Source organism: Lysobacter sp. Root494 (assembly GCF_001427225.1).
Taxonomy (GTDB): domain Bacteria; phylum Pseudomonadota; class Gammaproteobacteria; order Xanthomonadales; family Xanthomonadaceae; genus Agrilutibacter.
The window spans coordinates 724,615-748,195 of record NZ_LMFH01000005.1 but is presented as its reverse complement, the minus strand read 5'-3'; the positions used below and the strand labels follow the sequence as shown (position 1 = coordinate 748,195).

Sequence of the window (23,581 nt, the reverse complement as noted above, 5' to 3'; positions counted from 1 at the left end):
CGTCGCGCTCATCCACCTGTAACGAATGCGCGAGCACGCTGCCAGTTCCGTCTGATGGAGGCAGTGTCATGGCAGTGAATCCGATTCCTTCCGGCTATCACAGCATCACGCCAACCGCGATCGTCGATGACGCCAGCAAGGCCATGGAGTTCTACGCAAAGGCCTTCGGCGCGAAAGAAACCTATCGGCTGCCAGTAGGCGACAAGATCGGACATGCGGAAATGCAGATCGGCGATTCGCGCTTCATGCTTTCCGACGAATTCGAGGAGTGGGATGCGCTAAGTCCCAAGACCCGGGGCGGCGCGACCGGCGGCTTCATGATCTACGTGCCCGATGTCGACGCCGCGATGGACCAGGCCGTCAAGGCCGGTGCAAAACTCGTGCAACCCGCCGAGGACCAGTTCTGGGGCGACCGCATGGGCACGGTGATCGATCCGTTCGGGCACAAATGGATGCTGGGCACGCACAAGGAAGACGTCAGCGACGAGGAGATGAAACGTCGCGGCGAGGAATGGGCGATGAAACAGCAAAAGAACCCGAAGACACAGCATTGAGACGAAGGTTTCGCGCCTGGACCGGGGCTTTTGCCGTATAACGCAGCCGTCACCCCACTGGAGCGCCTGGATGAAACCGCTGAAGTTCGCCGCCATCGGCCTCGTTGCCGCGGCCTCGTTTGCCGCGCCTTCCTTCGCAGCCCTCACGCCGGGCACGAAGGCCCCCGACTTCACCGCGCCGGCCTATCTCGCGGGCAAGCCGTTCACCTACAAGCTCGCCGACGCGCTGAAGAAGGGCCCCGTCGTCGTGTACTTCTTCCCCGCCGCGCACACGCCGGGCTGCAACCTCGAAGCACACCAGTTCTCCGAAGCGATCGACGACTTCAAGGCGCAGGGCGCGACGGTCATCGGCATCACTGCCGGCAACGTGGATGAACTCGCCGCGTTCTCGAAGGAAACCGAACACTGCGGCGGCAAGTTCCCGGTGGCCGCCGATCCGGGCGCGAAGATCGCGAAGCAGTACGACGCGACGCTCAGCGCCAAGCCGGAGTGGTCGAGCCGCACGTCCTACGTGATATCTCCGTCAGGGTCGATCGCGCACGTCTATTCCGACCTGAAGCCGAACCAGCACGTGAAAGAGATGCTGGAAGCGGTGAAGGCGCTGAAGAAGTAGATCGCCGCGAAACACCCCGGGTACACGGCGTGCTGCCTGAAGCCTGAAAGCAAACGGGACGCTCATGGCGTCCCGTTTGCCGTTACAAAAGCAATCCCTAGCGGCGCACGGGTGCCGGCTTCGCCAGCCCCTTCGTCATGGCTTCGTCGATCAGCGACAGCGTCTCGCGTTCGGCCTGCGTACTCAGCTTGTCCATCTGTTCGCCCAGTACATCCATCTGCTCGCCCAGCGCTTCCATGGGCTTGCCGGCCTCGTCCATCTGCCGGCCCAGCGCCTCCATCGGTTGCATGCGCTGTTCGATGCGCGAACCTTCGGCCTCCACTATGCGCGACTGCGCTTCCATCTGGCCGCTGAGCGCTTCCTGCTGCGCCGACAGCTGCTCCATCTCACGTGAAAGCTGTTCCTTGCGTGCTTCGTCGGCATCGATCATCGCCAGAGCAAGCTTCGCCTGCTTCGAGGCCAGTTGTTCCTGCTGCCGGCCGAGGCCCTCCATGCGCACACCCGCGGCCTTCATCGCTGCACTTTCCGCATTGCCCGCGGACAGCTGCTCCATCTGCCGGCCAAGCGCTTCCATCTTCTTGCCGTGCACTTCCATCTGGCTGCCGAGCGCTTCCATGCGGGTGCCGAGCTTGTCGGTTTCGGCCCATGCGGCCGCCGCGCGACTGACGGTGGCGGGATCGTCGATCACATAGGCCTGGTCGCCCTTGCGGAACCAGACAAAGTCGCCGTCGATGTTGCTGCGCGCGGCCTCGATGTCGTCCGTATCGTCGCTGGATCCAGTCATCGTGTAACCCGCGCCCTTCCTGACCAGTGCAAAAGACGCGCCGCCGTGGCCGTCGTGCATGCGCATGTGGTTGCCTGCGCGCGCGACCGGTGCCTGCGCGAGAACGGGTCCCGGCGCCGCCGCTGGGACGGGAAGCGTCGACGCAACCGGAGCAACGGCCGGCGCCGATGATACGGCGGCGACGGGCGAAGCCGGCGGCGCAGTTTTGCTGTTGATCTGCGCGTGGGCATAGAACGCCAGGCACGCGGTGGCGAACCCGATCAACGGGAAGGCAATGCGTCCGCTGCTGCGGCGGATACCGGGGCGAATGAGCTGTTCGATGCGGGACATGAGGCGACCTCCATTAGCGGCGAGTACCAGCGAGGGCATGGGAGCGGCGGATGCCATGCATCCGGACAATTCGGAAAGCGCGAAGGCGAGCCGGCGCGGTTCCACCGCGACTTCCACGGCCATGCGATCGGCGATGTGTTCGCGTTCGATGCGGATCTGCCGCGACAGCCACCACGTGACCGGGTGATAGAACAGCATCGCTTCCACGGCGCCCTGCAGCAGGTTCACCAGGTAGTCGTGGCGGCGGATGTGCGCGAGTTCGTGTGCGAGCAAGGCTTCGATCAGATCCACGGGCATGCGTGTCAGCAGTGCCGTCGGCAGCAGCACGACGGGGCGCCACCACCCCACCGAAGCCGGCGTGGCCAGCGCATCCACCAGGCGCAGCGTGACGCGACGACGCAGTCCGAAGTGGCCGGCGATTGCATCCAGTCGCGCCTGCCAGCTGCGTTGCGTGTCGCACTGTGGCGAAGCGCAAAGCCGCTGGATCCACCACACGCCCATCGCCATGCGCAGCGACAGCACGCATGCGCCGATGGCCCACAACGCGACGATCCAGGGCAGCGCATCATCGATGCGCCACGCCGTGGTATTCGCAGCTGCCTGCGAAATCACCGGCGCGAATGCTGCAATCGACGCGACCATGACCGGCGCAGTGTCCTCGGATCCGGATACCGCGAATTGCCTTGCAACGTCCGCCACGGGCGCCACGGCGCACGCGAGCAATGCAAGGCATGCGATGGCGTAGCGCAGCTGTGGTCGCGCGTGGCGCGTGGCCTGCAGCAGCAGTGCGGCAATGACCCCGATCAGGGCGCCCTGCCAGAGGAAGTTGAGCAGGGCGCGGCCCAGCACGGGCACCAGCAGTTCCAGGGTCTCATTCATTGCCGTTCTCCTTACGGGCGTCCTCTTTCAGGAACCGACGGATTTCCTCGCGCTCCTTCGCGCTGACGTGCTCGCTCAGGGCGGCGAGGACGAGGTCCTTTCCCGAACCCGCGAATGCCTTCTGGATCAGGTCGCGAAGCAGGTTCGTCTGCAGCGCATCACGCTCGTGCGCGGCGGCGTAGACGTGCGAACGCTGGCTTTCATCGCGAAAGAGCAGTCCTTTCGCATGCATGACCTGCATCAGCCGCAACACGGTGGCGTACGCCAGATCCGGGCGTTCGCGCAGCTGTTCCTGGTGGACATCCTTGACCGTCGACGAGCCGAGCCTCCAGATCACGCGGAGCAGATCGAGCTCCGCCGCTGTGGGTTTGGGTGGCTTGGTGGGTTTGGCGGCGGTCTTCGGCATTGCGGGCATCCATCGGGGATGGACACACGCTAGATCATGTAGACCATGTTGTCTAGACATTTTGGTCTATGACTGATGGCACGGGTCCAGCAGCCTGTCAGCTCAACAATACGCATGCCGCCTGCTGCTTCAGGTCTTGGCCGGGCCCTTCTTCCTCAACGTGCGCTCGAACAACGCCAGCGTGCGCTTCCAGGCCTCGCGTGCGGCGTCCCCGTCATAGCGTGGCGTGGTGTCGTTGTTGAAGCCGTGCTGCGTACCGGCCGGCTGGTACACCGAGTAGCGGACGCCTGCCTGCTTCAGCGCGGATTCGTAGGCAGGCGACGCGGCGTTGATGCGTTCGTCGTTCCCGGCGAGCACGACCAGCAGCTCCGCCTTGATCTTCGGGACGTCTTCCAGTGGCGGCGGGCTGCCATAGAACGGCGCGGCAGCGCCGAGATCGGGCAACTGCGTGGCCAGGAAATTGGCCATTCCACCGCCATAGCAGAAGCCCACCACGCCCAGCCTGCCATTGCCGCCTTCGATGTTCCGCGACATCCGCGCCGCCGCGAGGAAGTCCCGTCGTGTTTTCGCCTGGTCGAGTTTGGCGAACTCGGCGCGTGCCTTGTCCTCGTCACCGGGATAGCCACCCAGCGGGAACAACGCATCCGGCGCGAAGGCGATGTAGTCCTCGAGTGCGAGCCGGCGCGTGATGTCTTCGATATGCGGATTGAGGCCTCGGTTCTCATGCACGACGAGCACCACGGGCAGCGGCCCTTTTGCCTTCGCTGGTTTCGCCAGGTACCCGCGTGCCTTCCCATAACCCTCGGGCGAAGCGAATTCGAGGTACTTCGTCGCAAGGCGCCTGTCGTCCGGCTTCACCTGCTGCGCCGCGACGAACTGCGGGCTGAGTGCAGCCAGCAATCCCGCCGCGCCCGAAGCGCCTACCGCAAAGCGCGCGGCTCCCGTGAGGAATCCACGCCGGTCGATGAGGCCATGGACGTACTGATCGAACAGGCGCAGCACCTCGGGATCGAAATCGCTGGCCTTCTTGCGCGGTGTATTCGGCATGGGAACCTCGACGCGGGATAGGTGGCGAGAAGCGGCATGACGAGGATAGCGACGAGCCTGTTAAGGAAACTACTCCTCGTTTTCACGCCAGCCGGCGTGGGTGGCCGAACGGCATCGGCATAATCGGCCCCATGTCAGTGACCACTATCGAAATCGAAACTGCCGAAACGCTCAGCGCGTGGCTGGACGAATACCGTTCGATATTCGTGCTCACCGGGGCCGGCGTCAGCACCAATTCGGGCATTCCGGACTATCGCGGCGCCGATGGCGAGTGGAAGCGCCGCGCACCGATCACCTACCAGGCATTCGTGCAGGATCCGGCGATGCGTGCGCGCTACTGGGCGCGCAGCTTCGTCGGCTGGCCGGTGGTAGCCAGTGCACGCCCAAACCGGGCGCACGCAGCACTCGCGACGTTGGAGGCGCAAGGCAAGATATCGATGCTGGTCACGCAGAATGTCGATGGTTTGCACAGCCACGCCGGACAGCGCGAGGTCATCGATCTGCATGGGCGGATCGACCAGGTCGTCTGCCTCGCGTGCACCGCGCGCGTATCGCGAGCATCCGTGCAGGCGATGCTCGCCGATGCGCATCCCGAATGGAGCTCGACTACCGCCAGCGCCGCGCCCGACGGTGACGCCGACCTCGACCATCTGGACTTCAGCGCTTTCACTCCGCCGCCCTGCCCGCGGTGCGGCGGCCTGTTGAAGCCTGACGTCGTGTTCTTCGGCGAGAACGTGCCGCGAGCGCGCTTCGAAGCCGCCGCAGCAGCCCTGCAACACTCCGATGCGATGTTCGTGGCCGGCTCGTCGCTGATGGTGTATTCGGGTTTCCGCTTCGCCCGCATGGCGCGCGAGTCAGGATTGCCGCTCGCCATCCTGACCCGCGGGATCACGCGCGCGGATGATCTCGCCACGCTCAAGCTGCATGCGGACTGCGAGTCGACGCTGGCCGCGAGCGTCCTCGCGCAAAACTAGCTCACGCTGCGTCATGACGCTGCGTTTGTTCGTGCCCTCGCCCGCCAGGTGCGCATGAATTCGTAAACGCCTGGAAGCACGCCAAAAAGCAGCGATCCGGCTAACACGCTGGCAATCATCCTGGCATCCCAAGGATGCCGCTTCCATTCCAGCACCCAGGATGCATCGCCGCGCCACAACGACGCGAACTGCGTCCAGTGCAGGATCACTACCAATGCCAGCGCCGTGAACGGCAACACGATCAGGAACGCATGCACGAACTGCTCGAAAGCACTCACGTGCCGGCGCGGCAGTGCATAGCGCACATCGACGTAGGCCGTGAGCGAATGGGCAACCACACCCGCCACGGCGAGCACCAGCACAAGTGCGTTCACTTCCAGCAGCAACACGGCCAGCAACGGCACGCCGATCTCCGCCGTCTGCAGGAGATGCAGGAACGACTCGGGCACGCCCGAAGTCTCCGCGATGCGTGTTCGCGCGTGGGTGATGTAGTCACACAAGCCGGCCAGAAGCCAGAGTGGGAGCACCCCCACCCCGAGCAACAACCACAACTGGTGTTCCAGAGCCGCGTTGCCCATGTCCCGCTCCGACCATCACCGCGACAAACTAACCGTGCGCGAGTGATTGCCGGGTGGGTGCTTCACATCATTCGAACGGCTTCGCCATGGCCTGGAGCAGGCTGTGCTGGTCGTCATCAGCAGTCAGTTCCCACATGAAGACGCCACGCAAGGCCCGCTCCCTGGCATATTCGGCGCGGATCGCGATCGACCGCGGGTCTTCATAACTCACGAAGATGCGATCGCCACGATGGAACAGCCACGGCGTCCGTGCGACCGGATGCCAGTGCTGCTCCCATTGCGGATCGGTCAACAGCTTCTCCTTGATCACGCGCCAGTCGCCTGCTCCGTACGGCGCGGTGTATGCCTGGTAGAGGCCATCGTTGGCATCGGATGAAACACGGAAGCCGCGCCCATAGAACGGCACTCCAAGCACCAGCTTGTCAGCGGGCACGCCGTGCTCACGGTAATAGTCGACGGCGCCGGCAACGCTGTTCCATCGGCGCAGCCGCGGATCCATCGGGTCGCTTTCGACTTCATGCAGTGGCGCGTTGAAGGTCGATACCGGCGAGAACGACGTGCCCATGTCGTAGGTCATCAGGTTGATGAAATCGAGCACTTCCGCGAGCTCATCCAGTTCGAAGCTGCGCACCGGGTCGAAGGGGCCCGCCGATTGCAGTCGTCCTGCCGGCAATGCGGCCGTGAGCAGGAAGTGCTGGTTCCTCTGTTTGCCCATGGCGTCGAGCTGGTGGCGGAACTCGCGCGCGAGCAAGGTCATGTTGCTCCGGTCCTGCGGACGCGAGGTGACCTGCTCCGGGCCACCATAAACCGGGTATTCCCAGTCGATGTCGAAGCCGTCGAAACTGCCGCGATGCCGATCGAAGAACAGCGCGATGCAGGACGAGACGAATCGCTTCCGGCTGCGCGCGGTCAGGGCCGCATCGGAGAAGCCATCAGCAGTCCAGCCGCCGATGGAGATGATCGCGCGCAGATGTGGATGCCTGCTCTTGAGTTCCGCCAACGCGGCGAAATGTTCCGCCGCATCGTTCCCGGCGACGCAACGTCCCTTTTCGATCCGCGCAAAGGCATAGAACAGATGGGTGAGCTTGTCGGCGGGGATCCGGGAAATCGGGTAACGCTCGGCCGAACCGCCGGGGTAGTACGCGCCGATAACCCTTCGCATCGGCGGTTCGGCCGCACTGGCCGTCGCGAGAACGATGCCAGCGAACAACATCGCAAGACTTGCCGAGATCTGTCGAAACACGTGGGCTCCCGTTGGCGCATTACGCGAAGAGTAGAACTTAACGAATCCCGCCAGGCTTCGAGTGACGGCCTGCACAAGTTACCCGATCGCGTAAAAGACCTGACCCTGCGATCTCATTTGGCAGCGTGCTTGGCTCCAACGTCGAACAGCCACCGCACCGCGCGCGGAAACTCTGCGCGCCATGCGGCCTCGTTGTGTTCCGCTTCCGGCACCACGTGCACCGTGACACCGTTGTCGCCGCCGGAATGCGCACGAAGGATCGAAGCCATCGTTTCCAGCTGCGACACGGACTCCTCGCCTTCGCGCCCGCCCGTGTAGAGATACACCCGCGATCCCGCGGGCAGAGCTGTGCGCCGGGCTATGGCGAACGACTCGTCGGAGACCCAATACGAAGGCGAGAACACTCCGGCCTTGCCAAACACTTCCGGGTAGCGATGGATCGCGTAGTCGGCGGACAGGCCACCCAGTGAGCTGCCCATCACGGCCGTGTGATCGCGATCCGGCAACGTGCGGTAGTTCGCGTCCACGAAAGGTTTGATCGCATGGATCACGTCATCGATGAACAGGCTGCCCGCGTTCGGCAGGAAGCGGACGTTCCAATACGGAATCAGCTCGTTGAAGCGCTGTTCGCCCCCATGGTCGATGCCGATCACGATGGCGGGGAAACCCTCGCGCGCCAGCGCGTCCATCGTCTCGTCCACGCCCCACTCGCCCGCGTAGCTGGTGGCATCATCGAAGAGGTTCTGCCCGTCGAACATGTACAGCACCGGATACCGCTGCGAATCCTGTGCGTAATCCGGCGGCAGATATACCCGCAGCTTCCGCGCGAAGCCCAGCTTCGGCATCCGCAACGGCGGTACGAAATCGCGAACGGTCGGACCTGCCGTATGTGGACGTTCGCCTTCCGCCGCGTTGAGCGCGAACGGAACGCACAACAGCAGGAGTGCAAGTCGGCGCAGCAGCATGGTGAACTTCCCCGGAGTTGATGGCGCGCACATTGCCGCCCCTGATTCGCCTACGCCTGTCCCATCGGTCACGCCGACGCCGCACTCCCGCCATCAGGGTGTCTTTGGGGTCAGCTTCTCGTGCAGCTCGGCGACCATCATCGTTGCTGCCGATCCGTACCAGCTGTGGTATTCGGCCACCATCTCGCCATTGCGGATCACGGGATCGGTTTCGGTGAGACGGCGCGCTTCGTCCACATCGTCGACCGCGAATACGAAGAGACCGCGCCAGCCGGCGGGGTCGTCGGAGAACGGGCCCGCAACCGCGAGCTTTCCTTCCTTGGCCAGGCGTCCGATGTTGGCGAAATGACCGGCGAACATCGCATCGCGCTCCTTGCCCTCCGGCATCCGCTTCGGACCGGTCTTCAGGATTACCAGCACGTAATGGCGCATGCCGTGTTCGTCGGCGCCGAGGCGCTTGGCCAACGCGGCGTCGTACACCGGCGCGGCAGGTTCCCTCGCGCGGTCTTCCGCGTGGACGCCGCTACCCAATAGCAGGCCAGCTGCGAATACCGTGGCGATTGCGAGCTTCATGAGGTTTCCTCCCGGGCTTTCCGACCGGATGCTAGCGGATATCCAGAGCCCGCTCCGGAGCGGACCTGGAGGCATGTTGAGGCGTCAACCAGGCTCCGCCTGGCGACCGATCTTCCGCCAAGCGCATCACAGACCACATCGGGCCGGCGAATCGCACGCTCGCGGTTCATGGGCGGCACGGCACATCTTCGGTAGTCTTGCCGCACTTTTTCTCCCTCGGATATCCATCACATGCGCAGAACCCTACTCGCCGCCGCCCTCCTCGCCTCTGCCTTGCCCGCGTTCGCCAGCAGCTTCGGCGGCACCACGGGTGGCGCCAGTTCCGCCGGTTCGTCGGCTTCGTCCGACAGCAGCTCGGGTGACGACAAGGTCGTGCTGCAGGCGCGCGACGACGCCGCCAGCTTCGTCGCGAGCGAAGGCCGCATCCGCGGCGCGCAGCTCGAAGCCGCATTGCGCGCCCTGCGCGAACGCCACCCCGACATGCGTCGCGCGAGCGACATGCAGCTCGCACAGGCCATCCTCGCGCGGTGAACCTGGAGTTCCGGCACTTTCGTGCCGCATCGCTACTGTTCTTCCTGCTCGCCTGCGCCTTACCGGCGCAGGCGTTGCAGCTTGAGTCCGTCGAAGACGGACTGACGTCCGGCGAAGCCATCGCTTCGCGACAACTGCTCGACGACGTTGCGCGGCGCCTGCCCGCACGCTGGGCCAATGCGTTGACCGATGTGCGCGTCGAATGGCGCGACGACCTGCCCGCCAATGTCCATGGCCGTGCGCTCAAAGAACGAGTGCTGCTCAGGCGTGCCTTGCTCGACGGGTGGAAGCCAGACGCCGATACCAAAGCGGGCACGCGGGCTGCACTGGCCGCCGTCATCCACGAACTCGCCCACCTCTACGATCGCACGCCGCAGGGGCAGCTCGCGCGCGATCCGCGCCTGCTCGATCTCGCGGGCTGGCAGGTTGCTGCTCTGCGCCCCGGGCGCACGCGCAATGCGTTCACCGACCGCAGCCCCGATGCATACGAACTGACGAGTCCGGTCGAATTCGTCGCGGTCAACCTCGAACATTTCCTGCTCGATTCCGATTACGCTTGCCGTCGTCCTGCTCTGCAGCGGTATTTCGCTGCGCATTTCGGGACCTCTCCGACGCAGACTGCGTGTGCACCGGCATTGCCGTTCGTGCAAGCCGATCCGGATGCAGCCGATCCGCTGCTGCCGCTGGATCCAGAGCGCATCTATGCCATCGACTACCTGCTCGCCGAAGGCAACGAGGAAGCGATGAGCCGCTGGGGCCACAGCATGCTCCGGCTGGTGGTGTGCGCGCCGGAACACGCGCGCGGCCCGGAATGCCGCCTCGATCTCGCCTATCACCGCGTGCTTTCGTTCCGCGCCTTCGTCGACGACGTACAGATTTCGAGCTGGCGCGGACTTACCGGCTCGTATCCTTCGCGCCTGTTCCTGCTGCCCCTCGAACAGGTCATCGACGAATACAACAAGGTCGAGCTGCGCGGCATGCAATCGATCCCCCTGCGCCTGCAGCAGGACGAGATCGCCGCCGTGCTCGAACGCGCCGCGCAGCTGCACTGGAGCTACGACGGACGCTACTACTTCGTGAGCAACAACTGCGCGGTGGAGACCTACAAGCTGCTGCACGACGCCGTGCCCCGCCTTGCAAAAACCGGGCTGTCAAGCATCACGCCTACCGGATTGCTGCATCGCCTCGCACATGCCGGCATCGCGGACCCATCGGTCCTCGCCGATCGCAACGAAGCGATGCGGCTGGGTTACTACTTCGAAGCGCTGAGTGCGCGTTACCAGGCGATGTTCGACGTCGCAAAGTCATCGCTCGGCCTTCCGCAGGCGCGCGTGCAGGACTGGCTCGACCTGCCCGCGCGCGAACGCACGCCATGGCTCGAGCGCGCCGACCTGCGCAGCAGTGCCGCGTTGTTGCTGCTTGAGCAAGCCTCGCTGCGCCGCCAGGAACTGCGCGCACGCGACGAACTCAAGCGCCGCCTGCTCGGCCGCACCGCGCGACGCGATGGCTTCCAGGCCCAGGCGCGCGATGCCGCGCGAGACGTGCTGCGCATGGAAGCCCTGCTCAGTCGTCCCGCGATGCTGCTCTCTGCGAGCGGCTACGGCCTGCCCCAGCAGGAGGAACGCGCGATTGCGTCGCGTACGGGCACCGCAATGGCTGCGCAATGGAAGCAACAACGCATTGCACTCCTCGCCCAGGCGCGCCAATGGCTTCCGGAATCCGCGCGTACGGCACTGGAAGACACGGAAGCCAATATCGATTCGCTTGGCGCGCGCCTGCGGCGACTTCACTCCGAACAAGGCGGACTGCAGTTGCGTTGACGGATGGCAAGGTGGGTTCTGATCCCGCGACTACGCGGCTCAGGTACCTGAAGCAGTAAGACCCGCCTACCCTTAAACCGATCCCACTCTCCCCGCATCCCATTCGGAGTCGCCCACTACGGGCACCGCTCCGGGGGGAGCCTTCATGTCTTTGCCTACGTCCGCACGCATTGCCCGTCTCGCGCTCACCGCCGCGCTGTTCGCCGCTCCGCCTTTCGTGTTCGCGCAGACGTCACCCGCAACCGGCACTGCCGAAGGCGCGCGCACCTACACCCCCGAAGACTTCGCGCGATATGCGCCCCGCAATGCGCTGGCGATGCTCGAGCAGGTCCCCGGCTTCGTGATCCGCGAAGCGGTGCAGGAACGCGGATTGGGCCAGGCGACCGGCAACGTGCTGCTCAACGGGCAGCGGCTTTCCGGCAAATCCAACGACGTGCTAGACCAGCTGGGCCGTATTCCCGCGAACAACGTGGTGCGGATCGAAATCCGCGACGGCGCCACGCTCGATATTCCCGGCCTGTCGGGCCAGGTGGCAAATGTCGTCACCAAGGCCGGCGGCATCAGCGGCTCATGGAGGTGGCGCCCCGACTTCCGCAAGTACTACACCGATCCGCAACTCACGCGCGGGGAGGTATCGATCAGCGGCACGCGCGGACTGCTCGATTACACGCTGGGCTTCCAGAACAATGCCAGCCACAGCGGCGCAGGCGGCGACACCTACATCTACAACGCGGACGGCAGCTTCCGCGAGTACCGCGAAGACGCGTGGACCGGCGAATACGACCAACCCAAGCTCAGCGCGCAGCTCGTCCACCACGGCGCGACCGGCTCGCTTGGCAACCTCAATGCCTCGTGGCAGAAGGTGTTCTACGACTACGTCGAAGACGGCACGCGCATCGGTCCGGGCCTGTCCGACCGCGTGCGTAGCGTGCGTTCGGAACAGGGCGGCCACAATTACGAAATCGGTGGCGACTACGATTTCACGCTCGGTGCGGGGCGACTGAAGCTCATCGGCCTTGGACGGTTCGATCACACGCCCATCAGTGACCAGGTCGAAACACGCTTTGTCGATGGCTCGCCAACGACAGGCAGCCGCTTTACCCGCGACGGCGAAACGAAGGAGCGCATCGCACGCGCCGAATACCGCTGGAAAAGAGGCGGCGACTGGCAGGTTTCGGGCGAATATGCCTTCAACAGTCTGGACAGCCGCTCCGAACTCTTCGTACTCGACACGGGCGGCGTGTACCAGCCGGTCCCATTGCCTGGCGGCACTGCAACCGTGCAGGAAGACCGCTACGAAGTGATGGGCACCTACGGCCGCGCGCTCACGCCGAAGGCGACGCTGCAGGTCAGCCTCGGCGGCGAATATTCGAAGCTGGAACAGGTCGGCGGTGGCGGGCTGGTGCGTACGTTCCGCCGTCCCAAGGGCCTCGTTTCGCTCGCATGGAAGGCCATGCCGAAGCTCGACCTCAACATGAAGCTGCAGCGGCGCGTCGGCCAGCTCGACTTCTACGACTTCCTCGCGTCGGTGGATCTGAACGACGACCAGACCAACGCCGGCAATCCTGACCTGGTGCCGCCGCAGACTTCGGAACTCGAAGTCGAAGCGGTGCGCGACCTCGGCGTGTACGGCAACACCAGCCTGCGCATCTATGGCCAACGCATCGACGACATCGTCGACACCATTCCGATCGGTGAAAACGGTGAAAGCCCCGGCAACATCGACAGCGCCACGCTGTACGGGCTGGAGTGGAAAGGGACCTTCGAACTCGCACCATTGGGTTGGCACGGCGCCAAGGTCAACACGCGCCTGCAATGGCAGGAGAGCCGTGTACGCGACCCGCTCACCGGCGAGAAACGCCCGATCAGCAACACGTTGAAGGATTTCGCCGAAATCGGATTACGCCATGACATCGCCGGCACGTCATGGGCATGGGGCGGCAATCTGAGCTACGAGTTCTACTCGCGCGACTATCGCCTCACCGAGGTCGGCCGCCTGTGGGAAGGCCCGGTCTGGGACAGCCTGTTCCTCGAACGCAAGGACCTGATGGGCATGACGGCGCGATTCACCGTTACCAACCTCATCGATGCGCGCAGCATGTGGCAGCGCACCGTGTACGTGGATCGCCGCACGGGGCCGGTCGACTTCAACGAAGACCGCAACCGCCGGATCGGGCCGATCTTCCAGCTCTCGCTGTCGGGTAAATTCTGAGTCGTTGCGCATTCACGCGATTGCGAATAGCGCGCAGGCAGACTGATCCGGTGAACGCACCGGAGTCTCGTGCATGCATCGGAAGGAACGGCGCAGCAACAAGCCGGTACCGCTCGATCCCGAGGTCCTCAGCGAAGGGCTGAACCCGGCACAGCGCAAGACCCTGTCCGAACTTCAGCACTTCCACTGGAAGCTGAAGTTCGTTCGCCGCCCGATGTTCAAGGATCCGGTCCCGGTCCTGTTCGATCGCGACAACCAGCGCTATCTGGTGATCGAGCCCGATGGCTCGATCACCGAGAATCCGGACATTGCGATCCGGCCTTGAGCATGGCGCTGCCGTGCCAGCGCCGCTTCGCGGGACTTACTGCGCGTAGTAGTTCGTACCCACACCAACCACACTATCGGTACTGATTTCCAGGTGCCACGTAGTCTTCGGGTTGGTGGTCGTGCTGGTGCCGGCCACGGTGATCGGCGTGGTCGTGGTGTTGGTCACGCCGAAGTACAGCGTCTTGTTGTTGCGGAAGGTATTTCCATTTACGGAATACCCGGTCGATCCCGCGCGCAGGCCAACGCCGTACAGGCGGTTGTGCAGGAATTCGTTGTTGAGGATCTGGCCGGTGGAAGCCGTCAGTCCGAGCACGCCATAGCCCAGGTTGTATTCGATCTTGCAGCCCTGGATCGTGACGTTCTGGACTTCCTTGTAGACCTGGATGCCGTTGCTGTCGTTGTGGTGGATCCAGCAGTTCTGGATGAGCACGCCATCGGTGATCGATGTGCCGACGAGGTCGGGTTCGATGTCGATGCCGCAGCTCGGCTTGATGCCGCCGGTGTAGCTGAACTCGGAATCGTAGACGCGCACGTTCTTCGAGCGGCCGATGGTCATGCCCTGGCGCCGGTTGCCGCTGCACACGATGTTGGCAACCACCACGTCTTCGCTCAGCACGGTCGTCGTGCCATCCGCCGCACCCACGGACAAGCCATCACCCCAGCCGTTGGCCATGCGCATGTCGCGTACGGTCACGCGCTTGCAGCCACGCACCATGACGCAGTGGCCCCACTCGCCGGTCGTTCCCAGGTGCTTGTCGCGTTCGCCGACGGCCTGGCCGCCGGAGATCTGCACGTCGTTCACCTTGTAGGCGTTGATGACGTAGTAGCGGTCGGCCGAATTCGGCAGCGCAACGAGTTTCGCGTCGTGGTCGATCTGCAGGTGCATCAGGCTGCGCAGGCGGATGCTCTTGACCGCATCGACCATGTAGGTGCCTGGCGGAATGACGACGGTGCCGCCTGTCGACGGCAGCGCATTGATGGCACGCTGGATCGCCGCGGTGTCGTCGTGCACGCCGTCGCCGAACGCACCATAGTTGCGGACGTTGAGGATGGCGCTGCCGCGCGCACGTGCCGGCGGAACGAAAACGCCCGTCGAGGACGAGGTCTCCAGGAGATCCGGCGGCAGCTGCTTGCTGAGGATCGCGCCCGCCATTGCCGGCAGGGCAGCCGAGCCCGCCGCAAGAATGACCAGCCTGGATGACTTACGCAGGAAATCGCGGCGTGCAGACTCCCGCGCGTGCACGTCGTGCACGTGATCTTCGATGCCCATACCTTCCCCTTTGCGCGCCGGCACCCTCGATGGAAGGTGACTCCCTTCGACGCTGACTCAAATCACCGGTTCCTTCGGAACCTGCTTCGAGGCAAATGTAGATATCCCGTGAATAAAGTCAGCGACCTTTTCCTGAATTTGTGAGCCTCTTCAAGCATCGGAAAATTACGGTTCAGGCGTCACGATCGTGAATTGGGAAAATCAGCCCTCTTCGCAGGTGAAACGATGACGCGCAGATCGCTCGATCACGCCCGCGCGCCATCGGACTCCATTGCCCGCAGATAGTTATGCGCCTTGGTCGCGGCGATCGCGCCATGCCCCATCGCCACGCTGATCTGATCGAGCCCGTCGACGATGTCGCCTATGCAATAAAGCCCCGCAACGCTCGTGCCGTACGGCGAACGGGCATCCACGGCGCCCTGGTCGTTCAGTACGACCCCGAGTGACTGAGCGAACTGTGTGCGCTGGCGGGTTCCCAGTGCGGGATACACGACATCGAACACCAACGGCATCTCCTGCTCCCTCAGGTACACAAGCATGGTGTTGTCGTGCAGTTCGAGATGGTCCAGTGCGTGTTCGACGGTAGTGATGCCAGCTTGTTCCAGATCCCGTCGCTCCCGCGCGTCCAGTTCATCGAACGCCCGCGGAATGAGCGTGATATCGGACGAATACCGGCGCAGGAACAGCGCCTCCTTCGCGCCCTGCTCGTCGCACCCCACCACCGCGATGCGATCGCCGCTGTGTTCGAATCCGTCGCATATCGGGCAATAGCGCACCACGCCCGCGCGCATCGCCGCCTCGTGCACGTCGCGAGGCAAGGAGATCTGGTTCATGAACAGTCCGGTGGCGAGGATCAGCGTCGGAGCCGATATCCGTTCGCCCTCGCGTGTCCGCACTTCGAACATGTTTTCCACGCGCGATGCCGACACCACCTCGGCTTCGCGCACCTGAGCACCGAAACGCACGGCGTGTCCGGCCATGCGCGCAATCAGGTCGGGGCCGGCGACGCCATCGGGAAATCCCGGCACGTTGTGTGTCTTCGAGATGCGCAGCGTGCGCGAAGTGTCGTCGTGCAGGACCAGCACGCGTCGGAGGAAGCGGGCCATGTAGAGCGCCGCCGACAATCCGCCCGGCCCCGCGCCCACGATCAGGCAATCCCATCGATCCGGCATTTCCCTCATCCAAGGCGAAGGGAGCCGCAGTATCGCCACGCATGCACGTTGGCCAGGTGAAGCGGAAATAGCCGACGTTCACTGCGCGTGTTAGTCGACTGGAGCTTGCACGCCGTTGCCGCTCCGGCATTCCCACTCGCTACACTGCGTGCCCGCTCCGCCCGGCCGTTTCGATGTCCACGCCTACCCGCCTTGCCCATCGCGTGTCCGAACTGTTCGGCTGCAGCCGCGCCGAAGCCGAGCAATACATCCAGAACGGCTGGGTATCGGTCGACGGCCGCGTGGTGGAAGCCCCGCAACACCCGGTGACCGGCGAACGCGTGGAACTCGATCCCGGCGCGCGCCTGGAAGCCGTCGAGCCCGCCACCATCCTGCTGCACAAGCCCGCCGGCTTCGACGCGATCAACGGGCGCAATCCCGCCGCCGTACTGGTGAAACCGGAAACGCATTGGGCCGAAGATTCCTCCGGCGTGCGTTTGCTGCAGCGTCACTTCCAGCGACTCACACCGCTGGTGCCGCTCGAAACCGAAGCCAGCGGCCTGATGGTGCTCACGCAGGACGGCCGCGTCTGGCGCCGCCTCACCGAGGACGCGGACTTGGTCGAGCACGAATACCTCGTCGAAGTCAGTGGCGAGATCGCGCCTTACGGTTTGCACAAGCTCAACTACGGGCTGAGCTTCAATGGGCGCGTATTGCCGCCATGCAAGGTGAGCTGGCAGAACGAAACGCGCCTGCGCTTCGCCATCAAGGGTGTGCGCGATGGACAACTGCGCGGCATGTGCGCGCAGGTGGGCCTGGACGTCGTATCGATCCGTCGCCTGCGCATCGGCAAGATCCCGATCGGCAAGGGCCCGAGTGGCGCGATGCCGCCAGGCCAATGGCGTTACCTGCCCGCGGGCGAGAAGTTCTGAAGCGCGCCGGAGCGCGCGCAAGCAATCAGACGGTCAACGCGCCGCCGTGCGCAGGGACACAGGCACGCTCGCTTTTCGCGACGTGACGGTATGCGAACTGTTAACCGGATCACTCAAGCATCTGCTTCCGCAGCAGCTTCACGACCCTGCTGGCGGATCAGTGCTTCCTCGCGCGCATCGTTGATCGCGTGGCGAACACTGTCGAGGTCGATCGTGCGTTCGTCCGGGATGAACTCGCCGGTCAATTCCGTATCGGGCTGCAGCGCGCCGCTTTCGAACAGCGTCCACATCTCTTCGCCATACCACGTGTCGAGCAGTTCGGGCGCCCAGCGGCCGAGGTTCGCCGTGAGATTGTTGACGTCACGCAACAGCATCGTGCGCGCCGCGTTGTTGCCACCGGCGCTGACGACCTGAGGGAAGTCGATCACCACCGGCCCATCCGGACCCACCAGCACGTTGTAGGCCGACAGATCGCCGTGGATCAGGCCGCAGCACAGCATCAGTACGACCTGGCGCACCAGCACGCGGTGGAATTCGCGCGCCAGCTCCGCACCGAGTTCGACTTCACCCAGGCGCGGCGCGGAAAAACCTTCGGCATCGGTGACCAGTTCCATTACCAGCACGCCATGGAAATAACCGAACGGCTCGGGCACCCGCACACCGGCCTCGCGTAAACGGTATAGCGCATCGACTTCGGTGTTTTTCCACGCCGCTTCCTGCTGCTTCCGGCCGTACTTGCTTGCCTTGCCGACCGCACGCGCTTCGCGGCTGCCGCGCACCTTGCGACCTTCCTGGTACTGCACGCGCTGCTGGAAGCTGCGCTGCGCCATGTCTTTGTAGACCTTCGCGCAGCGCACGTCATCGCCACTGCGGACGACATACACGGCCGCTTCCTTGCCACTCTTGAGCGGACGCAGCACTTCGTCGATGACGCCGTCGTCGATCAGCGCCTGCAGGCTTTGGGGGGTCTTCACGGGATCTCGGGGGAACGGCTGGCGCGGCGAAACCCACGCGGCCGGGCGGGCATGGTCGCATCTCGGCACGCCCGGCGCCAATGCGGGGGGACCTAAGGTTCAGCTTTCCACGTAGCGCCACGCCTGCGCGGTGCGCTTTCCGGGAACTGCCGGCCGAAACGCCCTGCCCCCTTTAACCATTCGCCAATGCGAAGTCGATGGCCGCACGGACCGCTGCAACCTGCGCGTCGTTGCACTGCTCCGGCGTGGCGCGCGGACTGTCCGGATAGACCTCGGTAGTCGTCGTGTAACGCGCACCTGTAATGCCAGCGCACAGGCCAAGCTGCTTCAGCGGATAGCGGATCACGCCTGGTGCGACCACGGTCGAGCCGATGATCTCGCCATTCGTATCCGCCGGCGCGATGTGGGTCACCTGCTCCACCGCGGCGATGATCGCCTGCTGGAATTCGGGCTGCGGATTTTCCGTGTCGTCGACGAGATAGAAGCCATCCGGAATCTCTCCCGGCTCATACGCCTTGCCGTCGCGCGCGGCGAGCGCCGGGCGGAATTCGGACTCGTCGGTATCGGTGGTTTCGTGCAGGTCGACATGCACGAGGAAGCGGCCACGCAGCGGTTCAACCAGGCGAAGCAGCGCCGCCGATTCCTCGGCCGGACTGTTGTCGCGGAAAGAACGGTTGGGATCGATCGCGTCGGCATTCCAGCGATGGATGCGCTCATACGCCCACGGACTGACGCACGGCGCAACCAGCAGGTTCACACGGCCCGCGTAGTCCTGCGCGTGCTTCCCGGCGAACTGCAGCGCGCCATGCACGCCACTGGTTTCATAACCATGCACGCCACCGGTCACCAGCACGCAAGGCAATTCGTCGCTCCAGTCACGGTTGCGGATCGCGAGCAGCGGATACAGGTCACTGCCGTACTCGAGCCGGCCGTATTGCTCGACGTCAAAGCGGTCGCGCAGGCGATCGACCACGCTCACGACATCGCCTTCATAGCTCCGCCGGCGCACCTGTCGCGACAGCCACTCGGCCCTCTCCGCCTCGCCCCAAGGCTTGCCGGGAGTGCCGATGGGATAGAAGACCTGTGCATTCATGTGTGCTCGCCGTGGGTGCGGTCAAAGGGCTGCAATGTATAGCACCGGGTGAGATCGCTCCTTGCGCGGACTGCGCCTGCATTCGCCCGATCACTTACATGATGCTAATCATATAAGAAGGAGACCGGGACCCGCTCCGATGCTGGCGTCATACGCCCCGTTGTCGATCGCGTTTTCCATTCGAATCGTCAATGAAGCCATGGCGTACGCCGACAACGATCAGCCAGGCGGCCAACGAGCATTGGAACCGATGGTGCCGCGCCAAATGTCCCGTCAACGCGGCACAGGCGCCTCATAGAGCTTGTACTGGTTGCGCCCTGCCGCCTTCGCCTGGTAGAGCGCGACGTCCGCGTTACCCATGAGCTGTTCGGTATTGGCGGCATCCAGCGGGTAGGCGCTCACGCCGATGCTGCCCGACGCGCGAATCTCGTTGCCTTCGATGCTCACCGGCTGTGCCAACGCTTCGCGCAGTTTCCCGGCCACGATGATGGCCGCGTCCATGGAATGCGCCCCCGGTTGCACGACGGCGAACTCGTCACCCCCCAGTCGCGCGAGCAGGTCGGTCGTACGGAGCACTTCCCGCATGCGTTCCGCCGCCGTCCTCAGCACGGCATCGCCGGCCATGTGCCCGAAGGAATCATTGATGTCCTTGAAGTGATCGAGATCCACGAGATGCAGGACCAGAAGTTCATCGTGACGCTGCGCGGATCCGATCATGTCCACCAGTCGCCGGTAGAGCTCGGCGCGGTTCGGCAACCCCGTGAGTGCATCGACGAAGGCGAGCCGCTGGTGCTCGTCGTGGCGGCGCTTCTGGTCGGTCGCATCCCTCAACACCTTCATGTAACCGGCGTCGCGTCCATGGATGCGCACCGGATACATCATGCCGTCGCCCCAGAAGGTCGTCCCATCCTTGCGGATGTGCCAACGGAAATCCTCCGCGCAACCTTCGCGGCGGGCCTGGCGCATTTCCTTGTCGGGAACATGGTTCCTGCGGTCGTTCGCGATGAACAGCCTTTCGGCATTCACGCCCACGATCTCCTCGCGCGAGTAACCGAAAATCCCTTCCGCACCCCGGTTCCAGAGCGTGATGTTCCCCTTCAGATCGGTGACGACGATCGCGTGCCTGCTGGGGCTGTCCAGCAGTGCCTGCATGAGTTCCCGGTCGTCCACGCGCATGTCTCCCGAGGCTGTGGCGATGGTTCGCCCCGTCCAGCTACAGGCCCGTGAAGGGAGGGAACAGAACCGATGAAGCGTTCAGATTGAATGCCTCATCGAGCGCAACGGCATGCACAGGCCGGCTGTTGCGCAGGGTCCAGGCGAATCGATCAGTGAATCCGCGACAAGCGCCGCGGTCGCTGAGATGTCGAAGTAGATGTTGTCCGCAAAGAAGCCGTCTGCAGTGGCGCCATCGGCGTTTCCATGGGGCCGGGTTCGAAGGCATCGAACCGCAACTGGGAACCTACCGGTTGACGCAGCTAGCCAGCGCCGAACGCCGCCACCAGCAGAAGCACGAACGCGGTCGCCGCCAGGATGGCGTGGGCGACCACCAGCCAGGCCGGCAGCAAACGCTGCCGCCATTTGTAGGCGAGGCTCATCACGGCCCCGCCAGCGGCGGCCAGCAGGAACAAGACCAGCGCCATCGTCGCCATCGGCGGCACGGTTGTCGTGCACACCGCATAGACCAGCAATGTGAGGCCCGATGCGGCAAGCAGTCCGTGCAGCATCGCCAGCCATGCCGGCGGATTGTGTTTACGTGCAAAGCGTATGCCCGCCATGAGCAAGCCACCCAAGGCAGTAATCGCTAGAAGGATCGTGGCCGTCTGGAGCATGGGCGTGGTCCGCGGTGGAGTCCATTCACATTAGGCCGGTACCGGTGAGCACGACGTTGGAACGATGTCGAGATCGCGTGATGGCACGGGCGCAATTCACGTCCGCTGGAAATGGCTGGGCAGACGATGTGGCTTGCCGTCGTTGCCTGGCGTTGCAGATGCCACGCGTGTGCGGTGATGTCTCCCGGAGGTGACCTGTTGGATCGGAGTCTCGTCCTGATACGGGTGCGCGATGACACCGTCTACGTTGGCCATGGCGGCACGGTGCTCGCGACGGATCGCCATGGCTTCCTGCACGAGGGCATCGAGCACGGGCTTTTCGTCGACCAGACCCGCCTGCTCTCGCGCTACCGCTGCCTGGTCGACGGCAAGCCGCCGTTGCCGGTAGCCCAGTCCAAGGTCGCGCAGCACAGCTGGCTCGGCTATTACCTGATCCCAGGCACGACACAACGCGACCGGCATGCCGATCTCACCGCGCCGGAAGGAGCCGCGCAGGAAGCCGTCGAATTGCGCATCTCGCGGGTGGTCGGCGATGGGCTGCACGAAGATCTCGACATCGCCAACTACACGCAGGGCCCGGTGGCCCTGCGCCTGCAACTGGACATCGACGCGGACTTCGCCGACCAGGAGGAAACCAGGAAGGCGCGCCAACAGCACGGAATGCTGACGCGGACATGGCGCGTGCACGAAGACGCGCGTGAACTCGTGTTCGACTACAAGGCCGAGCATCGTTACGACGTGCAAGGCAATCGCGGGGTCGCCACCCTGCATCGTGGAGTGACCCTGCGCATCGACCACGCGGATTCGCTGCCGGTGGAGCGCGACGGACACGTCGAATTCGCCATCGAGTTGCCCGCGCGCGGTCGCTGGCATGCGTGCCTGCGCTGGATCCCATGCATCGACGGAGCGCGGCTGCTGCCACCGCGTGAATGCCGCGCCTTCCTGCCAGATCGCAGCAGGCATGGCCCGGAAGCGGTCTTCCTGCGGGAAGCCACGGCATTCGATTCGCCCGAGAGCGACACGCTCGCGCCAGTCGTCGTGGATGCCCTGGTGCGCGCGCGTCGCGACCTGCTGGCGCTGCGGCTGAGCCGCTACGACCGCGGACCACGCGCCTGGACTGTCGCCGCGGGACTGCCGATGTACCTCGCCCTGTTCGGACGCGACACCCTGACTGTCGCATGGGAAGCCGCACTGCTCGGGCCGGAGCTGATGCGCGGCACGCTGCCCGCGCTGGCGGAACTGCAAGGCACCGAATCCAACGACTGGCGCGACGAGCAACCCGGGCGGATGCTGCACGAGGCGCACACCGGTCCGCTCGAACAACTGAACTTCACGCCCAAGGGCCGCTATTACGGCGCCCATACGACTTCCGCGTTCTATCCGTTCGTCATTGCGCAGTTGTGGCATTGGACGGCGGATCGCGAGGCAGTGGCTCCATTCGTGGAGCCTGCACGCAAGGCGATCCGCTGGCTCGATCGCTGGAAAGGACCGAAGGGGCTCCATCGCTACCAGACCCGTTCGATCCAGGGTGTCGAAAACCAGGGCTGGAAGGATTCGCACGACGCCATCGTGCATGCCGACGGCTCGGTCGTTGCGGCGCCCATTGCCACCTGCGAGGAACAGGGCCTGGTGTATGCGGCCAAGCTCAACTTCGCCGAGGTGCTGTGGTGGTTCGACCACAAGGACGAGGCCAGGCGCATGTTCGACGAGGCGCGCGAACTGAAACAGCGGTTCAACGACGCGTTCTGGATGGCGGACGAACGCTTCTTCGCGATGGCACTCGATCCGCAACAGCAGCAGGTGCGCTCGATCGCTTCCAATGCCCTGCATTGCGTGGCGACCGGCATCGCCGGGAAAGACCATGTGCTGCCCACGATGGAGCGGCTGTTCGCGCCGGACATGTTCACCGGCTGGGGCATCCGCACGCTCTCGTCCGAACACCCCGCATACAACCCCTACTCGTACCATCGCGGCACGGTCTGGCCGGTGGAACACGGTCCGTTCGCGGTCGGTGCATACCGCTACGGCTTGCACGACCGCGTCGAGCAGATCTGCAAGGCGCAGTTCGAGGCGGCCGCGCTGTTCGAACACCGCCGGCTGCCGGAGTTGTTCGGCGGCCATCCGCGCGACGCGGATCATCCATTCCCGGCGCTCTATCCCGCGGCGAACTCGCCGCAGGCCTGGTCCGCCACGACTGTTTTCACGCTGCTGCAAGCGATGTTCGGCCTGCAGCCGTTCGCACCGTTCCGGATGCTGTTTGTCGATCCGCACCTGCCGGCCTGGCTGCCCGAAATCCGGTTGCGCGGGTTGCGTGTCGCGGACGTGGAGTTGAGCTTGCGCTTCTACCGGAATCCGGGAGGTTCCAGCGACTACGAAATCCTCGAGCAGCGTGGCCAGCTGCACGTGATCCGGCAGCCCAGTCCGTGGTCGCTGACGGCCAACTTCGGCGAACGATTGAAGGATCTTGTCCTCAGCGCGCTGCCGGGACGATAAGAG

At 64.4% G+C, this 23,581-nt stretch carries 22 protein-coding genes; 9 read left to right on the top strand and 13 right to left on the bottom strand.

Annotated features, from left to right (window positions below; all coding sequences use genetic code 11):
• Positions 1–68 precede the first annotated feature (68 nt).
• Positions 69–554, top strand: a complete 486-nt coding sequence (locus ASD14_RS06780; RefSeq protein ID WP_056130831.1) for a VOC family protein — start codon at positions 69–71, stop codon at positions 552–554.
• Positions 555–624: 70 nt separating this feature from the next.
• Positions 625–1,167, top strand: a complete 543-nt coding sequence (locus tag ASD14_RS06775; RefSeq protein ID WP_056130827.1) for a peroxiredoxin — start codon at positions 625–627, stop codon at positions 1,165–1,167.
• Positions 1,168–1,264: 97 nt separating this feature from the next.
• Here ASD14_RS06775 and ASD14_RS06770 read toward each other — a convergent pair whose 3' ends face one another.
• The 3 genes from ASD14_RS06770 to ASD14_RS06760 all read right to left on the bottom strand — a co-directional run bounded on the left by ASD14_RS06770 (position 1,265) and on the right by ASD14_RS06760 (position 4,613).
• Complete coding sequence (locus tag ASD14_RS06770; RefSeq protein ID WP_056130823.1) at positions 1,265–3,160, bottom strand: M56 family metallopeptidase; 1,896 nt, start codon at positions 3,158–3,160, stop codon at positions 1,265–1,267.
• On the bottom strand, positions 3,153–3,566 hold the full coding sequence (locus tag ASD14_RS06765) for a BlaI/MecI/CopY family transcriptional regulator (protein ID WP_056130821.1): 414 nt from the start codon (positions 3,564–3,566) through the stop codon (positions 3,153–3,155). The genes ASD14_RS06770 and ASD14_RS06765 overlap by 8 nt, the downstream gene beginning before the upstream one ends.
• Positions 3,567–3,695: 129 nt before the next feature.
• Positions 3,696–4,613 (bottom strand): dienelactone hydrolase family protein, encoded by a 918-nt coding sequence (locus ASD14_RS06760; protein WP_056130819.1) that lies wholly within the window; start codon positions 4,611–4,613, stop codon positions 3,696–3,698.
• A gap of 131 nt (positions 4,614–4,744) precedes the next feature.
• Here ASD14_RS06760 and ASD14_RS06755 point away from each other — a divergent pair, with 131 nt between their 5' ends.
• On the top strand, positions 4,745–5,587 hold the full coding sequence (locus ASD14_RS06755; RefSeq protein ID WP_056130816.1) for an NAD-dependent protein deacetylase: 843 nt from the start codon (positions 4,745–4,747) through the stop codon (positions 5,585–5,587).
• Positions 5,588–5,598: 11 nt separating this feature from the next.
• On the opposite strand, the gene ASD14_RS06750 is transcribed toward ASD14_RS06755, so the two are convergent.
• The 4 genes from ASD14_RS06750 to ASD14_RS06735 all read right to left on the bottom strand — a co-directional run bounded on the left by ASD14_RS06750 (position 5,599) and on the right by ASD14_RS06735 (position 8,946).
• On the bottom strand, positions 5,599–6,165 hold the full coding sequence (locus ASD14_RS06750) for a hypothetical protein (RefSeq protein ID WP_056130814.1): 567 nt from the start codon (positions 6,163–6,165) through the stop codon (positions 5,599–5,601).
• Between the two features lie 67 nt (positions 6,166–6,232).
• A complete protein-coding gene (locus tag ASD14_RS06745) occupies positions 6,233–7,408 on the bottom strand; it encodes a glycoside hydrolase family 18 protein (protein WP_056130811.1) in 1,176 nt (391 codons plus the stop codon).
• 113 nt (positions 7,409–7,521) lie between these two features.
• Positions 7,522–8,373, bottom strand: a complete 852-nt coding sequence (locus ASD14_RS06740) for an alpha/beta hydrolase-fold protein (RefSeq protein WP_056130808.1) — start codon at positions 8,371–8,373, stop codon at positions 7,522–7,524.
• A 93-nt stretch (positions 8,374–8,466) separates the two neighbouring features.
• Positions 8,467–8,946 (bottom strand): YciI family protein, encoded by a 480-nt coding sequence (locus ASD14_RS06735; protein ID WP_056130804.1) that lies wholly within the window; start codon positions 8,944–8,946, stop codon positions 8,467–8,469.
• A 231-nt stretch (positions 8,947–9,177) separates the two neighbouring features.
• Here ASD14_RS06735 and ASD14_RS06730 point away from each other — a divergent pair, with 231 nt between their 5' ends.
• The 4 genes from ASD14_RS06730 (at position 9,178) to ASD14_RS06715 (ending at position 13,834) form a co-directional block, all read left to right on the top strand.
• On the top strand, positions 9,178–9,477 hold the full coding sequence (locus tag ASD14_RS06730) for a DUF2388 domain-containing protein (RefSeq protein ID WP_056130802.1): 300 nt from the start codon (positions 9,178–9,180) through the stop codon (positions 9,475–9,477).
• A 74-nt stretch (positions 9,478–9,551) separates the two neighbouring features.
• Positions 9,552–11,297 (top strand): DUF4105 domain-containing protein, encoded by a 1,746-nt coding sequence (locus ASD14_RS06725; protein WP_235565356.1) that lies wholly within the window; start codon positions 9,552–9,554, stop codon positions 11,295–11,297.
• 145 nt (positions 11,298–11,442) lie between these two features.
• Positions 11,443–13,509 carry a TonB-dependent receptor plug domain-containing protein gene (locus tag ASD14_RS06720; RefSeq protein WP_157475146.1) on the top strand — a complete coding sequence of 689 codons (2,067 nt, stop codon included), beginning with the start codon at positions 11,443–11,445 and terminating at the stop codon, positions 13,507–13,509.
• 73 nt (positions 13,510–13,582) lie between these two features.
• Positions 13,583–13,834 carry a hypothetical protein gene (locus tag ASD14_RS06715; protein WP_056130796.1) on the top strand — a complete coding sequence of 84 codons (252 nt, stop codon included), beginning with the start codon at positions 13,583–13,585 and terminating at the stop codon, positions 13,832–13,834.
• Between the two features lie 36 nt (positions 13,835–13,870).
• Here ASD14_RS06715 and ASD14_RS06710 read toward each other — a convergent pair whose 3' ends face one another.
• Both ASD14_RS06710 and ASD14_RS06705 read right to left on the bottom strand, forming a co-directional pair.
• Positions 13,871–15,106 carry a right-handed parallel beta-helix repeat-containing protein gene (locus ASD14_RS06710; RefSeq protein WP_056130794.1) on the bottom strand — a complete coding sequence of 412 codons (1,236 nt, stop codon included), beginning with the start codon at positions 15,104–15,106 and terminating at the stop codon, positions 13,871–13,873.
• A gap of 245 nt (positions 15,107–15,351) precedes the next feature.
• Positions 15,352–16,278: an NAD(P)/FAD-dependent oxidoreductase gene (locus ASD14_RS06705; protein ID WP_056130791.1), complete on the bottom strand. Its 927-nt coding sequence runs from the start codon at positions 16,276–16,278 to the stop codon at positions 15,352–15,354.
• 173 nt (positions 16,279–16,451) lie between these two features.
• Here ASD14_RS06705 and ASD14_RS06700 point away from each other — a divergent pair, with 173 nt between their 5' ends.
• The gene (locus ASD14_RS06700) at positions 16,452–17,189 is read left to right on the top strand and encodes an rRNA pseudouridine synthase (RefSeq protein WP_056130789.1); all 738 of its coding nucleotides are present in this window, start codon (positions 16,452–16,454) and stop codon (positions 17,187–17,189) included.
• Positions 17,190–17,302: 113 nt separating this feature from the next.
• Here ASD14_RS06700 and ASD14_RS06695 read toward each other — a convergent pair whose 3' ends face one another.
• The 4 genes from ASD14_RS06695 to ASD14_RS06680 form a co-directional block, all read right to left on the bottom strand.
• Positions 17,303–18,163 (bottom strand): PA4780 family RIO1-like protein kinase, encoded by an 861-nt coding sequence (locus tag ASD14_RS06695; RefSeq protein WP_056130786.1) that lies wholly within the window; start codon positions 18,161–18,163, stop codon positions 17,303–17,305.
• A gap of 172 nt (positions 18,164–18,335) precedes the next feature.
• Positions 18,336–19,256 carry a M14 family metallocarboxypeptidase gene (locus ASD14_RS06690; protein WP_056130783.1) on the bottom strand — a complete coding sequence of 307 codons (921 nt, stop codon included), beginning with the start codon at positions 19,254–19,256 and terminating at the stop codon, positions 18,336–18,338.
• Between the two features lie 273 nt (positions 19,257–19,529).
• Positions 19,530–20,426, bottom strand: coding sequence for a sensor domain-containing diguanylate cyclase (locus ASD14_RS06685; RefSeq protein WP_235565327.1), 897 nt, complete (start codon positions 20,424–20,426; stop codon positions 19,530–19,532).
• 305 nt (positions 20,427–20,731) lie between these two features.
• Positions 20,732–21,085, bottom strand: a complete 354-nt coding sequence (locus ASD14_RS06680) for a hypothetical protein (RefSeq protein ID WP_056130776.1) — start codon at positions 21,083–21,085, stop codon at positions 20,732–20,734.
• A gap of 198 nt (positions 21,086–21,283) precedes the next feature.
• Here ASD14_RS06680 and ASD14_RS06675 point away from each other — a divergent pair, with 198 nt between their 5' ends.
• Complete coding sequence (locus tag ASD14_RS06675) at positions 21,284–23,578, top strand: glycogen debranching N-terminal domain-containing protein (protein ID WP_200947028.1); 2,295 nt, start codon at positions 21,284–21,286, stop codon at positions 23,576–23,578.
• Positions 23,579–23,581 lie beyond the last annotated feature (3 nt).

Excerpts from the sequence above, each read along its gene's own strand:
- ASD14_RS06680 (WP_056130776.1), bottom strand. The coding sequence starts at position 21,085 with ATGCTCCAGACGGCCACGATCCTTCTAGCGATTACTGCCTTGGGTGGC.
- ASD14_RS06755 (WP_056130816.1), top strand. The coding sequence starts at position 4,745 with ATGTCAGTGACCACTATCGAAATCGAAACTGCCGAAACGCTCAGCGCG.
- ASD14_RS06780 (WP_056130831.1), top strand. The coding sequence starts at position 69 with ATGGCAGTGAATCCGATTCCTTCCGGCTATCACAGCATCACGCCAACC.
- ASD14_RS06700 (WP_056130789.1), top strand. The coding sequence starts at position 16,452 with ATGTCCACGCCTACCCGCCTTGCCCATCGCGTGTCCGAACTGTTCGGC.
- ASD14_RS06710 (WP_056130794.1), bottom strand. The coding sequence starts at position 15,106 with ATGGGCATCGAAGATCACGTGCACGACGTGCACGCGCGGGAGTCTGCA.
- ASD14_RS06705 (WP_056130791.1), bottom strand. The coding sequence starts at position 16,278 with ATGCCGGATCGATGGGATTGCCTGATCGTGGGCGCGGGGCCGGGCGGA.
- ASD14_RS06775 (WP_056130827.1), top strand. The coding sequence starts at position 625 with ATGAAACCGCTGAAGTTCGCCGCCATCGGCCTCGTTGCCGCGGCCTCG.
- ASD14_RS06770 (WP_056130823.1), bottom strand. The coding sequence starts at position 3,160 with ATGAATGAGACCCTGGAACTGCTGGTGCCCGTGCTGGGCCGCGCCCTG.
- ASD14_RS06690 (WP_056130783.1), bottom strand. The coding sequence starts at position 19,256 with ATGAATGCACAGGTCTTCTATCCCATCGGCACTCCCGGCAAGCCTTGG.
- ASD14_RS06715 (WP_056130796.1), top strand. The coding sequence starts at position 13,583 with ATGCATCGGAAGGAACGGCGCAGCAACAAGCCGGTACCGCTCGATCCC.
- ASD14_RS06730 (WP_056130802.1), top strand. The coding sequence starts at position 9,178 with ATGCGCAGAACCCTACTCGCCGCCGCCCTCCTCGCCTCTGCCTTGCCC.
- ASD14_RS06760 (WP_056130819.1), bottom strand. The coding sequence starts at position 4,613 with ATGCCGAATACACCGCGCAAGAAGGCCAGCGATTTCGATCCCGAGGTG.
- ASD14_RS06740 (WP_056130808.1), bottom strand. The coding sequence starts at position 8,373 with ATGCTGCTGCGCCGACTTGCACTCCTGCTGTTGTGCGTTCCGTTCGCG.
- ASD14_RS06765 (WP_056130821.1), bottom strand. The coding sequence starts at position 3,566 with ATGCCGAAGACCGCCGCCAAACCCACCAAGCCACCCAAACCCACAGCG.
- ASD14_RS06750 (WP_056130814.1), bottom strand. The coding sequence starts at position 6,165 with ATGGGCAACGCGGCTCTGGAACACCAGTTGTGGTTGTTGCTCGGGGTG.
- ASD14_RS06720 (WP_157475146.1), top strand. The coding sequence starts at position 11,443 with ATGTCTTTGCCTACGTCCGCACGCATTGCCCGTCTCGCGCTCACCGCC.
- ASD14_RS06735 (WP_056130804.1), bottom strand. The coding sequence starts at position 8,946 with ATGAAGCTCGCAATCGCCACGGTATTCGCAGCTGGCCTGCTATTGGGT.